This is a genomic window from Streptomyces sp. NPDC059037, from assembly GCF_042740015.1.
Taxonomy (GTDB): Bacteria; Actinomycetota; Actinomycetes; order Streptomycetales; family Streptomycetaceae; genus Streptomyces.
This window is the reverse complement of record NZ_JBHYIG010000083.1, coordinates 10,405-24,167: the sequence shown is the minus strand read 5'-3', so window position 1 is coordinate 24,167 and position 13,763 is coordinate 10,405. Positions and strand designations below refer to the sequence as shown.

10 protein-coding genes and 1 pseudogene are annotated in these 13,763 nt (G+C 71.0%); 8 read left to right on the top strand and 3 right to left on the bottom strand.

Going from position 1 to position 13,763, the window contains the following annotated elements:
- A pseudogene (locus ACFWY6_RS19105) lies at positions 1-444 on the bottom strand (hypothetical protein); the annotation flags it as partial.
- On the bottom strand, positions 441-2,435 hold the full coding sequence (locus ACFWY6_RS19100) for an ABC transporter ATP-binding protein (RefSeq protein ID WP_384691576.1): 1,995 nt from the start codon (positions 2,433-2,435) through the stop codon (positions 441-443). The gene ACFWY6_RS19100 and the pseudogene ACFWY6_RS19105, both read right to left, overlap by 4 nt.
- A gap of 184 nt (positions 2,436-2,619) precedes the next feature.
- On the opposite strand from ACFWY6_RS19100, the gene ACFWY6_RS19095 reads away from it, so the two are divergent.
- From ACFWY6_RS19095 to ACFWY6_RS19080, 4 genes are read left to right on the top strand one after another with little or no spacing between them, the layout of a single operon-like run.
- A complete protein-coding gene (locus ACFWY6_RS19095; RefSeq protein ID WP_384691573.1) occupies positions 2,620-3,522 on the top strand; it encodes an ABC transporter ATP-binding protein in 903 nt (300 codons plus the stop codon).
- Positions 3,519-4,262 carry an ABC transporter permease gene (locus ACFWY6_RS19090; RefSeq protein WP_384691571.1) on the top strand — a complete coding sequence of 248 codons (744 nt, stop codon included), beginning with the start codon at positions 3,519-3,521 and terminating at the stop codon, positions 4,260-4,262. Before ACFWY6_RS19095 ends, ACFWY6_RS19090 begins: the two co-directional genes overlap by 4 nt.
- Before the next feature lie 46 nt (positions 4,263-4,308).
- The gene (locus tag ACFWY6_RS19085; protein WP_384691588.1) at positions 4,309-5,568 is read left to right on the top strand and encodes a sensor histidine kinase; all 1,260 of its coding nucleotides are present in this window, start codon (positions 4,309-4,311) and stop codon (positions 5,566-5,568) included.
- Entirely contained in the window at positions 5,561-6,202 is a 642-nt protein-coding gene (locus ACFWY6_RS19080; RefSeq protein ID WP_384691569.1) for a response regulator, read from the top strand. The genes ACFWY6_RS19085 and ACFWY6_RS19080 overlap by 8 nt, the downstream gene beginning before the upstream one ends.
- Before the next feature lie 148 nt (positions 6,203-6,350).
- On the opposite strand, the gene glgX is transcribed toward ACFWY6_RS19080, so the two are convergent.
- The gene (gene glgX / locus ACFWY6_RS19075; protein ID WP_384691566.1) at positions 6,351-8,675 is read right to left on the bottom strand and encodes a glycogen debranching protein GlgX; all 2,325 of its coding nucleotides are present in this window, start codon (positions 8,673-8,675) and stop codon (positions 6,351-6,353) included.
- Between the two features lie 170 nt (positions 8,676-8,845).
- Here glgX and ACFWY6_RS19070 point away from each other — a divergent pair, with 170 nt between their 5' ends.
- The 4 genes from ACFWY6_RS19070 (at position 8,846) to ACFWY6_RS19055 (ending at position 13,121) form a co-directional block, all read left to right on the top strand.
- The gene (locus ACFWY6_RS19070) at positions 8,846-10,087 is read left to right on the top strand and encodes an Ig-like domain-containing protein (protein WP_384691564.1); all 1,242 of its coding nucleotides are present in this window, start codon (positions 8,846-8,848) and stop codon (positions 10,085-10,087) included.
- A 171-nt stretch (positions 10,088-10,258) separates the two neighbouring features.
- Positions 10,259-11,509, top strand: coding sequence for an Ig-like domain-containing protein (locus ACFWY6_RS19065; protein ID WP_384691562.1), 1,251 nt, complete (start codon positions 10,259-10,261; stop codon positions 11,507-11,509).
- 63 nt (positions 11,510-11,572) lie between these two features.
- Entirely contained in the window at positions 11,573-12,343 is a 771-nt protein-coding gene (locus tag ACFWY6_RS19060) for an enoyl-CoA hydratase/isomerase family protein (RefSeq protein WP_384691559.1), read from the top strand.
- Positions 12,344-12,512: 169 nt separating this feature from the next.
- Positions 12,513-13,121, top strand: a complete 609-nt coding sequence (locus ACFWY6_RS19055) for an ATP-binding protein (RefSeq protein WP_361826054.1) — start codon at positions 12,513-12,515, stop codon at positions 13,119-13,121.
- Positions 13,122-13,763: the final 642 nt, after the last annotated feature.

Sequence of the window (13,763 nt, the reverse complement as noted above, 5' to 3'; positions counted from 1 at the left end):
CCCTTTGTGTGGGGGGCGTCCGGCGGGCACCCCGGTTGCGTTGGCGACCCCACCGCCCCGCGGCCCGCCCTGCACGGCGGCCTGCTGCAGCAGGAGCAGCACGGTCGCGAGCACGACCCGCCTGCGCAGCGGCGCGAGCAGCGAACGGAGCAGGGCGGCGGTGGCGCCGGGCGCGGTGGGGAGCGTGTCCTGGTCGAAGTCGTCGGTGGGGGAGGCGGATTCGGCGGGGCCTTCGGCCTCCGGGGACGGGGAGCCGTTGAGGGGGGCGGGCTCCGTGCCGGAACGGGCCGCCGTATCGGAACGGGTTCGCGACCCGGCTGACGCGTCCGCTCCCGGGCGGCGCTCGTCGCCCGGGAGCCGCTCGTCGTCCAGGTGCCGACGGCCCCCCGGCTCTTCCTCCCCGCCCGGCCCCGTGGTCCGTGACGCCGGTGTCGATGCCGTCATCGTGCCGCCTCCCCCTCCGCGTACGTGTCGTCCGCCTCTTCCCGCGCGGAAGCGGGCTCCGCCCCCGACATCAGCCACGCGTACTCCGCGTTCTCCCGCAGCAGTTCCTGGTGCGTGCCCACCGCCGTGATCCGGCCCCCGGACAGCAGGGCGACGCGGTCGGCGAGCAGGACCGTGGACGGGCGGTGCGCCACCACCAGGGCCGTGGTGTCCCGCAGGACGCGGCGCAGGGCCGCCTCCACCAGGGCCTCCGTGTGCACGTCCAGGGCGGACAGCGGATCGTCGAGGACCAGGAAGCGGGGGCGGGCGACCACCGCGCGGGCCAGGGCGAGGCGCTGGCGCTGGCCCCCGGACAGGCTCAGGCCCTGCTCGCCCACCTGCGTGTCCGTGCCCTGCGGCAGCGCATGCGCGAAGTCGGCCTGCGCGATGTCGAGGGCGCGCGCCAACTCGGGCTGCCCGGCGGCCTCTTCGGCCCCCATCAGGACGTTCTCGCCGACCGACGCGGAAAAGAGCGTCGGCTCCTCGAAGGCCACGGCCACCAGCGTGCGCAGCCGCTCGCGGTCCATCTCCGCGATGTCCGCGCCGTCCAGCGTGATGCGGCCCTCGCTCACCTCGTGCAGCCGCGGCACCAGCGCCGTCAGGGTCGTCTTGCCGCTGCCCGTCGCACCGACGAGGGCGAGCGTCTCACCGGTGCGTATGTGCAGATCGATGCGGTCGAGCGCGGGCGGCGCGTCGGGCGGGGCGTCGGGATAGCGGAACCGTACGCCGTGAAAGCGGAGCCCGGCCTCTCCGGGGCCGGATCGGGCCTCGGGGCCTGTGGCGGACCTGAGGTCGACGGCGGATCCAGCGCCACGCCCGGTCCCGGCCCCGGACTTGGACCCGATCCCCGCCTCGATCTCCGAGCCGAGGCCGACGCCGACGGCGGCTCCGGCCCCGCCCCCGACCGGCAAGGTCTCCGGCTCCGCGTCCATCACCTCGAAATACCGCTCCGTGGCCGTCGCCGACTCCTGGCTCATCGCGAGCAGGAAGCCGATCGACTCCACCGGCCAGCGCAGGGCGAGGGCCGTCGAGAGGAACGCCACCAGCGTGCCCGTGGACAGGTCGCCGTCCGCCACCTGCACCGTGCCGAGCACAAGGGCCGCGCCGATCGCGACCTCCGGCAGCGCCATGATCACCGCGTAGATCGCGGCGAGCAGCCGCGCCTTGGCGAGCTCCGTGCCCCGCAGCGTGTGCGAAAGATCGTGGAACGCCCGCGCCTGACTGCGGTGGCGGCCGAAGCCCTTGATGATGCGGATGCCGAGCACGCTCTCCTCGACGACGGTCGTCAGATCGCCGACCTGGTCCTGCGCCCGCCGCGCCACCGTCTGATAGCGGCCCTCGAAGTACGCGCAGAAGATCACCAGCGGGAGGAGCGGGGTCAGCAGCACAAGTCCGAGCGCCCAGTCCTGCGCGACCAGGATGACCATGCCGACCACGATCGTCGCGCCGTTGACCACCAGGAACGTCAGCGGGAAGGCGAGGAACATCCGAAGGAGCATCAGATCCGTCGTGCCGCGCGAAAGCAGCTGGCCCGACGCCCACCGGTCGTGGAACGCCACCGGAAGCCGCTGCAGATGGCGGTAGAGATCCGCCCGCATCGCCGCCTCGACGGAGGCGAGCGGCCGCGCGACCAGCCACCGCCGAAGACCGAAGAGGAGCGCCTCGGCGATGCCGAGCAGCAGCAGGAGCAGCGCCCCGAGCCACACCCCGCCGAGGTCCCGCTCGGCCACCGGACCGTCCACGAGCCACTTCAGTACGAGGGGGAAGACAAGCCCCGTACAGGACGCGAGGACGGCGACAAATGCCGCGCTGAACAGGCGAGTTCGTACGGGCCTGACATAGGGCCACAGACGCAGCAGGGTCCGCGCGGCGGACCCTCCCGAGTGCTCCTCCGCTGGTCGCCCCGCTGATTCCTTCGCTGATTCCCTGGTCGGTGCATCTGGTTTCGGCATCAGGGGCGAGCCTACGGACGGCCACTGACAGCGCCCACCGAGTTTTGGCCCGGACCCCCTCGTCCGCTGGTCTTGGGACCCGCCGCCACCGGCGAGGTCGTACCCGCCATCAACCGATCGGCTGATGCCGCTTCGAGCGCGATGGGCGATGCCCGCACCCCCGCCCACCGGCGAGGCTCGACCCATGCCCATCATCGAAGTGCGCGACCTGCACAAGGCTTATGGCGGACGTGCCGCCGTCGACGGTGTCTCCTTCGCCGTCGAGGAAGGCGAGATCTTCGGAGTCCTCGGACCGAACGGCGCGGGCAAGACCACCACGGTGGAGTGCGTCGAAGGCCTGCGGATCCCCGACACGGGGACGGTCCGGGTCGCCGGGCTCGACCCCGTCGCCGACCACGACCGCGTCACCCGGCTGCTCGGCGCCCAGCTCCAGGAGAGCGAGCTGCAGGCGAAGCTCACCGTCCGCGAGGCGCTCGAACTGTACGCCGCCTTCTATCCGCACCCCGCCGACTGGCACCCCCTCGCCGAACGCCTGCGCCTCACCGAGAAGTTGGACAGCCGCTTCGGCAAGCTCTCCGGAGGGCAGAAGCAGCGCCTGTTCATCGCGCTCGCACTGATCGGCAGCCCGAAGGTCGTCGTCCTCGACGAGCTGACCACGGGACTCGACCCGCGCGCCCGCCGCGACACCTGGCAGCTCATCGAGGACGTACGCGACAGCGGAGTGACCGTCCTCCTCGTCACCCACTTCATGGAGGAGGCCCAGCGTCTCTGCGACCGCATCGCCGTCATCGACCAGGGGCGGATCGCCGCGCTCGACACCCCCGCGGGCCTGATCAGCCGGGCCGCCGGATCCACCGTCATGTCGTTCACGCCGTCCGCGCCGCTCGACGGGCGGGAACTCGCCGCGCTGCCGCAGCTCACCTCCGTCGAGGAGCGGGACGGCCGCTACACGATCAACGGCACCGACACGACCGTCGACGCGGCCATCACCCTGCTCGCCCGGCACCACATCACCGCCCGCCAACTGCGGGTCTCCGACGCCACGTTGGACGACGCGTTCCTCGACCTGACGGGAGCCACGGCATGAGCGCCGCCACCACCGACGTCGTGAAGAGCGAGTTCCGCCTCTTCACCCGCGAACCCGGCGGGATCTTCTGGATCCTGGCGTTCCCCACCATCCTCCTGGTGATCCTCGGCTCCATCCCGTCCTTCCGGGAGGCCGACGACTCGCTCGGCGGTCTTCGCATGGTCGACGCGTACGTCCCCGTGACGGTCCTCCTCGCCATGATCATGGCGGGCGGTCAGTCCATGCCGCCCGTCATCACCGGCTACCGCGAACGCGGCATCCTGCGCCGGATGTCCACCACCCCGGTGCGCCCCACGTCGCTGCTCGCCGCGCAGATGGGCCTGCACGGCGCGGCCGCGCTGCTCTCGGCGCTGCTCTCGCTCGTGGTGGGCCGCATCGCCTTCGACGTACCGCTGCCGCGCATGGCCTTCGGATACGTCGTCGCCCTCGCCCTGGCGATCTGCGCGGCCCTGGCCATGGGCGCCCTGGTCTCCGCGCTCTCCCGCACATCGAAGATCGCCACCGCGATCGGCTCGGCGGTCTTCTTCCCCTCGATGTTCACCGCGGGCGTTTGGCTGCCGGTCAAGGCCATGCCCGAAACCCTCGCCCGCATCGTCGAGTTCACCCCTTTCGGCGCGGCCTCGCAGGCCCTGTACGAGGCGGCTGCGGGGGACTGGCCGGGGTGGGCGCACCTGGGTGTGCTCGTCCTGTGGACGGTGGCGCTGACGTACGGCGCGGCGCGCTGGTTCCGCTGGGAGTGAGGGCATGGGCCGGGCGGTGTCCGTCGACGACACTGGGGCCATGACCATGAGCACGTCGGACGCCGCGAAGATCATCGAGCAGCGATGGGGTCTCTTCAACCGCTGGGGCCCCTACGCCCTGCTCGGCTTCGGGCTCCTCATGGCGCTCGCCACCTCCGGCGTCGTCGGCATGAGCCGGGGCGAGTGGTACGCGTCCTGGGCCTTCGTCGGCGCCGGGCTCGCGCTCCAGCTGTGGTGGAGCACGGCGGCCGGAAGCCGTCCGGGCCCCTCGGCCGCCGGCACCTTCTACTACGCCGTGCGCTGGGCGCTCGCCTTCGCCCTGACCTGGTTCAACCCGTTCTTCGCGTTCTACGCCGTCGTCGGCTACTTCGGCGCCGAACGGCTGCTGCCGCCGCGCCTGGTCAAGCCCGGCCTGTTCGCCACGGCCGTCATCATGGCCGGCTCCCAGTCCGGCGGTCTGCCGCCGCACGGCGAACTGGGCTGGACCGTCTTCGGCGCACTGCTCGCCGTGAACGTCGCCCTGCTGATCGTCTTCGCGCACCTCGCGGCCCAGGAGGACGAGCGCAACCGCATCGCCGTCTCCACCATCGTCGAACTGGAGCACACCAACACCGCGTTGCAGCAGGCCATGGACGAGAACGCCGCCCTGCACTCCCAACTCCTGGTCCAGGCACGGGAGGCGGGGGTGGCCGACGAGCGGCGCCGCCTCGCCGCCGAGATCCACGACACCATCGCGCAGGGCCTGACCGGCATCATCGCCCAGCTCCAGGTGGTCGCGGGCGCCTCCGACGAGACGCTGGCCCGCGAACATCTGGGCCGCGCCGCCGATCTCGCCCGGCACAGCCTGGGCGAGGCCCGCCGCTCCGTCCACAACCTCTCCCCGACGGCCCTGGAACACGACGAGCTGCCCGAAGCGCTGAAGAAGACGGTCACGGAGTGGGCCGAACGCACCGGCGTCCGCGCCGAGGTCACGGTCACCGGACCCGCCGAGCCCCTGCACGAAGAGATCGAGGCGACCCTCCTGCGCATCGTCCAGGAGGCACTGTCCAACGCCTCCCGGCACGCGGCCGCCACCCGGGTCGGGGTCACCCTCTCCTACATGGACGGCGAGGTCACCCTCGACGTGCGCGACGACGGCAGCGGCTTCGACCCGCTGACACTCGTCAAGCGCAGCGGCTCCGGAGGCTTCGGCCTGGACGGCATGCGGGCCCGCGCCGAGCGCATCGCGGGCTCGTTCACGGTCGAATCGGAACCGGGCGGCGGCACCGCACTGTCGGCTCGCGTACCGTTGGTCCGCCATGGCTGACGTGATCACTCTCCTCATCGTCGACGACCATCCCGTCGTACGCGACGGACTGCGCGGCATGTTCCGGTCCGACCCGTGCTTCGAGGTGCTCGGCGAGGCCGCCGACGGCGTCGAGGCGGTCGCCCTGACCGAACGCCTCGACCCGGACGTCGTCCTGATGGACCTGCGGATGCCCGGCGGCAACGGCGTCGACGCGATCGCCGAGCTCACCCGGCGCGGCGCCCGCTCCCGGGTCCTCGTCCTCACCACGTACGACACGGACTCGGACACGCTCCCCGCGATCGAGGCGGGCGCGACGGGCTACCTCCTCAAGGACGCGCCCCGCGACGAGCTGTTCACCGCGGTCCGCGCGGCCGCCCAGGGCCGCACGGTCCTCTCCCCGGCGGTGGCCTCCCGCCTCGTCTCGGCGGTCCGTGCCCCGGCCACGACACCGGGCGACGAAGCGCTCTCGGCCCGCGAACGGGAGGTCCTCGTCCTGGTCGCCAAGGGCACGTCCAACCGCGAGATCGCCCGCGAACTCTTCATCAGCGAGGCCACGGTGAAGACGCATCTCACCCATATCTACGCGAAACTGGACGCGAAGGATCGCGCGGCGGCGGTAGCGGTGGCGTACACCCGGAGAATCCTGACCTGAAGCAGTCCCGCCGCTCCGCGGCGGATCTTTCCCGCCCGCCCACCCGATTGCCCGGCAGCAGGAATTTCAGCCCGTCCGGCGTTTGAGGACGAACTCGCCGGAGGCGGTGATCTGCGGCCACCTCGCGGCCGGCGCAGAAAGGAAACCCTCACCCACACACCCGCAGCAGAACAACCGCCCGCCCCGCCACAGTCACCGCACTCCCCGCCCGATGGACATCCCCCGGCGCCACCCCCTGCTCCTCCAGAGAGGTGTCCACCACCACCTCGTACGCGTCGGCCCACGGCTCACCCGGCAGCACAAAGCTCACCGGCCCTTCCCCCGCGTGCAGCACCGCGAGAAAGCTGTCGTCCACCACCGGCACGCCCCACGCGTCCCGCCCGGGAATGTCCCGCCCCGACAGATACATCCCCAGCGTCGCCGCGGGCGCGTACCAGTCCGCCTCCGTCATCTCCGTGCCCCGCGCGGTGAACCAGGCCAGATCCCGCAGCCCGTCGGCGGAGTGCGCACGGCCGGAGAAGAAGGCCCGCCGCCGCAGCACGGGATGCGCGTGCCGCAGCGCGATCAGCCGGGACGTCAGGTCGAAAAGGGCACGCCAGCCCGGTTCCTCAAGCAACCCCCAGTCGACCCAACTGACCTCGTTGTCCTGGCAGTACGCGTTGTTGCTGCCCCGCTGCGTACGCCCCATCTCGTCGCCCGCGACCAGCATCGGCACCCCGGTGGACAGCAGCAGCGTGGTCAGCAGATTCCGCAGCTGCCGGCGGCGCACCTCCGCCACCCGCGCATCATCCGTCTCGCCCTCCGCGCCGCAGTTCCAGGAGCGGTTGTCGTCCGAGCCGTCCCGGTTGCCCTCACCGTTGGCCTCGTTGTGCTTGCGCTCGTAGGAGACCAGGTCCCGCAGCGTGAACCCGTCGTGCGCCGTCACGAAGTTCACCGACGCGTACGGCCGCCGCCCGCCCCAGGCGTAGAGGTCGCTCGACCCGGAGAGCCGGTAGCCCAGGTCCCGCACATCGGGCAGCGCGCCCCGCCAGAAGTCCCGTACGGCGCCTCGGTAGCGGTCGTTCCACTCCGTCCACAGCGGAGGGAACGCCCCCACCTGATAGCCCCCGGACCCCACGTCCCACGGCTCGGCGATCAGCTTCACCCGGCGAAGGACCGGGTCCTGCGCGATCACCGCCAGGAAGGGCGACAGCATGTCCACGTCGTGGAAGGAGCGCGCCAGCGCCGCCGCCAGATCGAAGCGGAAGCCGTCCACGCCCATCTCCGTCACCCAGTACCGCAGCGAGTCCGTGATGAGGCGCAGGACGTGCGGCTGGACGACCTGCAGCGTGTTCCCGCACCCCGTGTAGTCCGCGTACCGCCGCGCGTCGGACGGCTGGAGCCGGTAGTAGCCGCGGTTGTCGATGCCCTTCAGGGAGAGCATCGGGCCCAACTCCCCTGCTTCCGCCGTGTGGTTGTAGACCACGTCCAGGATCACCTCGATCCCGGCCTCGTGCAGCGCCCGCACCATCCGCTTGAACTCGCCGACCTGCTGGCCCGTCGTCCCCGACGCCGCGTACGCCGCGTGCGGGGCGAAGTAGCCGATCGAGTTGTACCCCCAGTAGTTCCTCAGGCCCCGGCGCAGCAGATGGTCCTCGTGCGCGAACTGGTGGACCGGCAGCAGCTCCACCGCCGTCACACCCAGGCGTACGAGATGGTCGATCGCCGCCGGATGCGCCAACCCCGCGTACGTACCGCGGAGTTCCTCCGGTATCCCGGGGTGCAGTTTGGTGAAGCCCCGGACATGCACCTCGTAGATCACCGAGTCCGCCCACGGAGTCTTGGGGCGCCGGTCGTCCGTCCACTCGTCGTCCGGCGCGTCGTCGTGCACGACCACGCCCTTGGGGACGTACGGCGCCGAGTCCCGGTCGTCCCGCACCGTGTCGGCCACCTGCTGCTCGGGCCAGTCCCGCACATGCCCGTACACCTCGGGCGGAAGGCCGCGCGCCCCGAAGTCGCCGTCCACAGCACGCGCGTACGGGTCGAGAAGCAGCTTCGCCGGGTTCCAGCGGGCGCCCGTCCAGGGGTCCCAGCGGCCGTGCACGCGGTAGCCGTAACGCTGCCCCGGACGGACTCCCGGCACGAAGCCGTGCCAGATCTCGTGCGTCAGCTCGGTCAGCGGACAGCGCGTCTCGACGCCCCCGTCGCCGCTGTCGTCGGTGTCGTCGAAGAGGCACAGGTCCACGGCCTCCGCACCGCCCGCCCACAGCGCGAAGTTGGTGCCCGCGACGCCGTCGGGCCCCACCCTGAACCGCGCGCCGAGCGGCGTCGGCGCCCCCGGCCACACGGGCAGCCCGCGCGCGTCCGAAGCGGCCCCCGGCGCGGTGCGCGCAGCCGCCGATGTCCCGTTCACGGCGGCGGGCTGCCCGGCCACGGCCGCGCCCGTCCCGCGCCGCCCACCCCGCAGTGCTTCCTGTTCGGCTGCGCTGGACACCCACTCGCCTCCCGCGGCTCGACCCCCGCCGCGTCCCGGCGGCCGGGGCTTACCAGACCGGACGACGCGAGCGGACCCCAAGGCTCCCCGCGCCGTCCTCCCCACTGTTCTGCCCAGCGGGTGCGTCGCACTCACGTTTCCCCAGGAGGGGGACGGTCGTTGGGACGGACGTGAGACAGGTAGCGAGGCGCGCACGGCGCGCAGGGGCCGCGCTGGCCGCCGTAGTGACATGGGCAGGACTGCTGGCCGGAGCCGCGGGATGCAGCGGTGACGGAGGCGGCGTCGACCGCCTCATGGGCAAGCCGCGCTCGCCCGCCGACGCGATCCGGGTGACCCCCGACGACGGCAGCAAGGGCGTCAAGGGCGACGAACGCCTCCAGGTGAAGGTCCCCGACGGACGCCTCGAATCGGTGAAGGTCAGCCGGGTGCAGGACGCCCAGGAACTCCCGGTGCCCGGCCGCATCGACGAGAACGGCACGACCTGGAAGCCGCTGGACGACGGCGACCTGGCGCTCGCCGCGAAGTACTCCGTGCACGCCGTCGCCCTCGACGGCCACGGCCACCGCTCGGCCCGGCACACGACGTTCACCACGTACGTCCCCGACGAGCGGTTCATCGGATACGTGACGCCGGAGAACCGCTCCACCGTCGGCACCGGCATGATCGTCTCCCTGGAGTTCAACCGGGAGATCGAGAACCGCGAGGCCGTCCAGCGCGCCGTCCACGTCACCGCGGAACCGGCCGTCGACGTACGCCCGCACTGGTTCGGCAAGACCCGCGTCGACTTCCGCCCCGAGAAGTACTGGAAGCCCGGCACCAAGGTCACCGTCGGCCTGCGCCTGCGCGACATCGAGGCCGCACCCGGCGTCTACGGCCTCCAGGACAAGAGCTTCACCTTCACCGTCGGCCGCAGCCAGCACTCCCTGGTCGACGCGGCCGAGCACACCATGGAGGTACGCCGCGACGGCGAGCTCCTCTCCACGGTGCCGATCACGGCAGGGGCCCCGAAGACGACGACGTACAACGGGAAGATGGTGGTCACCGAGATGCTCGAGGTGACCCGCATGAACAGCCGCACCGTCGGCTTCGGCGGCGAGTACGACATCCCCGACGTCCCGCACGCCATGCGCCTGACCACGTCCGGCACGTTCCTGCACGGCAACTACTGGTCGCCGGACGCCCCTGGCAACACCAATGTCAGCCACGGCTGTGTGGGCCTGCGCGATGTGAAGGGCGGCAGCTCACAGACCCCGGCGGGCTGGTTCTTCGACCGGAGTCTGATCGGTGACGTCGTGGAAGTTGTCAACAGCCATGACAAGAAAGTCGCTCCTGACAACGGGCTCGGTGGCTGGAACATGGAGTGGAAGGACTGGACGGCACCGCCCGGAGCCAGGCCCGAGGCCAAGCCCTGAGCCATGAGTCGAGGTGGGGCCCGCACCCCATGCGCAGTTGGGACTGAACAGTGACATTGGCGGGGAGTCATCGGTCAGGACCGTGTGGTTATCTAGCGCGGGGCGCGTGTCGGCACGTGCCAATGCACTGGGGTGCGGGCCTGACCAGGCCGTGTGAGGGGAGACAACATCGTGAACGGGCGACCGATATCGGGGACGTCGGTTGGTGCGCGGGGGAGCGCACGGCGGCGGGGGACCAAGGGCCTCTTTGCGGTGGCATCGGGTGTGACACTGCTGTTGGTCACGGCCTGCGGCGGGGGCGGCGGCTCGGACTCGGGTGACGACGGCAAGGGCAAGGGCAAGGCGGCCGACAAGAACGCGCCGTCGACGGCGGTGGTGACCGTGGCCCCGAAGGACGGCGCGGAGTCGGTGGCCACCAGCGGGGCCCTGAAGATAGCCGCCGACAAGGGCAAGCTGTCCCAGGTCAAGGTCGAGGACAGCAAGGGCAATCCGGTCCCCGGCAAGATCACTTCGGGTGGCGCGACATGGACGCCCGCCCACCACCTCGCGGCGTCCACGAAGTACAAGGTCCACGCGATAGCCAAGGACTCCGAGGGCCGCGAGTCCGCCAAGGACACGTCGTTCACGACGCTGACCCCGAAGAACACCTTCGTCGGCCAGTTCACCCCGGAGGACGGCTCGAAGGTCGGCGTCGGGATGCCGTTCTCCGTCCACTTCAACCGCGGGATCACCGCGCCCGAGGACGTCGAGAAGGCCATCGAGATCAAGACCGAGCCGTCCGTGCCGGTCGAGGGCCACTGGTTCGGCAACGACCGCATCGACTTCCGCCCCGAGAAGTACTGGAAGGCGGGCACGAAGGTCACCGTCAACCTCAACCTCGACGGCGTCGAGGGACGTCCGGGTGTGTACGGCGAGCAGGCCAAGACCCTGAAGTTCACCATCGGCCGCAGCCAGGTCTCCACCGTCGACGCCAAGTCCCACCAGATGAAGGTCGTCCGGGACGGCAAGCAGATCAAGAAGATCCCGATCACCGCGGGCGCCCCCGGCACGACGACGTACAACGGCCAGATGGTCATCAGCGAGAAGCTCCAGGTCACGCGGATGAACGGCGACACGGTCGGCTTCGGCGGCGAGTACGACATCAAGGACGTCCCGCACGCGATGCGCCTGTCCAACTCGGGCACGTTCATCCACGGCAACTACTGGTCGGGCGGCGCCTTCGGCAACACGAACGCCAGCCACGGCTGTGTCGGCCTGAGCGATGTGCGCGGCGGCTACAGCAAGAAGACGCCCGGCGGATGGTTCTTCAACAACTCCCTCGTCGGGGACCTGGTGGTCGTGAAGAACTCGGCGGACAAGACGATCCAGCCCGAGAACGGCTTCAACGGCTGGAACATGTCCTGGGAGAAGTGGAAGGCCTGACAGGCCCGCCGGGATCCCCGGCCGCATGTCGCTGTCATGCGGGGCACGGCTAACGTGCCTCGCATGACATCTGTGCATCTCGAAGTCGCCGAAGGCGTCGGCACGATCCGCCTCGACCGCCCTCCGATGAACGCGCTCGACATCGCTCTGCAGGACCGGCTCAAGGAGCTGGCCGAAGAGGCGACCCTGCGCGACGACGTACGCGCCGTGATCATCTACGGCGGCGAGAAGGTGTTCGCGGCGGGCGCGGACATCAAGGAGATGCAGGACATGGACCACGCGGCGATGATCGTGCGGTCCCGTGCCCTGCAGGACTCGTTCACCGCCGTCGCCCGCATCCCCAAGCCGGTCGTCGCCGCCGTCACCGGCTATGCCCTCGGCGGCGGCTGCGAGCTCGCGCTCTGCGCCGACTTCCGCATCGCCGCCGACAACGCCAAGCTCGGCCAGCCGGAGATCCTGCTCGGCCTGATCCCCGGCGCGGGCGGCACCCAGCGCCTGTCCCGTCTGGTCGGCCCGTCCAAGGCCAAGGACCTCATCTTCACCGGCCGCATGGTGAAGGCCGAAGAGGCGCTCACCATCGGCCTGGTGGACCGCGTCGTGCCCGCCGCCGAGGTGTACGAGCAGGCGCACCAGTGGGCGGCGCGGCTCGCGCAGGGGCCCGCGCTCGCGCTGCGCGCCGCCAAGGAGGCCGTGGACGCGGGCCTGGAGACGGACATCGACACCGGGCTCGCGATCGAGCGCACCTGGTTCGCGGGTCTGTTCGCCACGGAGGACCGCGAGCGGGGCATGCGCAGCTTCGTCGAGGAGGGTCCCGGCAAGGCGAAGTTCCTCTGAAGTACCCCTGGAATGTGATCAGTTGAGGCCGCGTCAGCATGCGTGTCCCCCGAAGGGGCGGATTATGCGAGCCTTAAGAGAACCTTAAGCCTGCCTGCTTCGGGGCTGTTGGTGATCACCCGTAAGCGGGCAGTCATCGCAGGTCGGACGGGCTGCCGCAGGGTCCTAACTGCCACTGGCATATGCCTACTCGGCCCCCCGGAACGGTTGGTTCCGGGGGGCTTATTCCTCCGGAACGGCCCCGGAGGGCGCCCGGGGCGGCCATGATGGGGGCATGGCGGGGCTGGAGGGTATGGAACAGCCGCGGCGGCACGGGAGTGCGACCGCGGCGCGCTGGTCGCCGGCGGTTGAGGACGAACACGCGCTCAAGGCGCTCGAGTTGTTCGGCAATCCGACGGACGCGGAAGTGCCGCTGCCGTCGCGCCCGGAGTCCGCCGCCATCGCGCGCCGGCTCGCGCAAGTCGTCGTGCTCCGCCACTGGGGCCTCTCCCCGAAAATGACCGAGGACGTGGTCCTCCTCGTCTCCGAACTCGTCGGCAACGCCGTGCGGCACACCGGCGCCCGCGTCTTCGGTCTGAAGATGGCGCGGCGGCGCGGCTGGATAAGGATCGAGGTGCGCGACCCCTCGCGCGGACTGCCCTGCCTGATGCCCGTCCATGAGCTCGACCTCAGCGGCCGCGGGCTCTTCCTCGTCGACAAGCTCTCCGACCGGTGGGGCGTGGACCTGCTGCCGCGCGGCAAGACGACCTGGTTCGAGATGCGGGTCGCCGACCGCTGAAGGTGCACCGCGGGTCCCGGGCGCACGGGCCTGCGAATACACGAAAGCCCCCGGTCGCCGATGTGCGGCGGTGCGGGGGCCTTCGTGAAGGGCCGTGGACGAATGGGGTGTGGTCCACGGCCGCTGAAACGACCTGAGCCCGGGTCAATGGGTCGATGGAGGTCGTGGCATCGACTATGGCAGACGGGGGCCAGCGATCCAAAAGTCCCTATCCGCGCATAACAGGTCAAACCGGGGCACCGCAAAAGTGAATCCTTGGTGAGATGGGACACCTGCCTGGTAAACGCTGGTTAAGCGCAGGCTGTGACAGGTGTTCCGCAAGAGTCGCCCAGGTGGCCGGAGGGTTTGCGGCCCCGACCCGCAGACGTCCCGAAGCAGGCAATCAGCATCTTTCGCCCGCTTTACCCATTAAATGGGCGCGTGATCGACACCGACCGCCGAGGAGCCCTGCGCGCGGGCGCCGGCCTGGTCGTCACCGGCGCGCTCGCCGCCGGATGCGCCACGACCGGCACCGGCCCCACGCGCGACCGCCCGCACGCACCGCCCGGCGCACCCCCCCCCGCCCCCGCGGCCGCCCCCCCCCCCCGCCGCCCCCCCGGCCGTCACCCCCCACATAGCCACAGAGGCTGTCTCATATTCACA

Coding starts and splice junctions, on each gene's coding strand:
- ACFWY6_RS19100 (WP_384691576.1), bottom strand. CDS start 2,435: ATGCCGAAACCAGATGCACCGACCAGGGAATCAGCGAAGGAATCAGCG.
- ACFWY6_RS19095 (WP_384691573.1), top strand. CDS start 2,620: ATGCCCATCATCGAAGTGCGCGACCTGCACAAGGCTTATGGCGGACGT.
- ACFWY6_RS19090 (WP_384691571.1), top strand. CDS start 3,519: ATGAGCGCCGCCACCACCGACGTCGTGAAGAGCGAGTTCCGCCTCTTC.
- ACFWY6_RS19085 (WP_384691588.1), top strand. CDS start 4,309: ATGAGCACGTCGGACGCCGCGAAGATCATCGAGCAGCGATGGGGTCTC.
- ACFWY6_RS19080 (WP_384691569.1), top strand. CDS start 5,561: ATGGCTGACGTGATCACTCTCCTCATCGTCGACGACCATCCCGTCGTA.
- ACFWY6_RS19060 (WP_384691559.1), top strand. CDS start 11,573: ATGACATCTGTGCATCTCGAAGTCGCCGAAGGCGTCGGCACGATCCGC.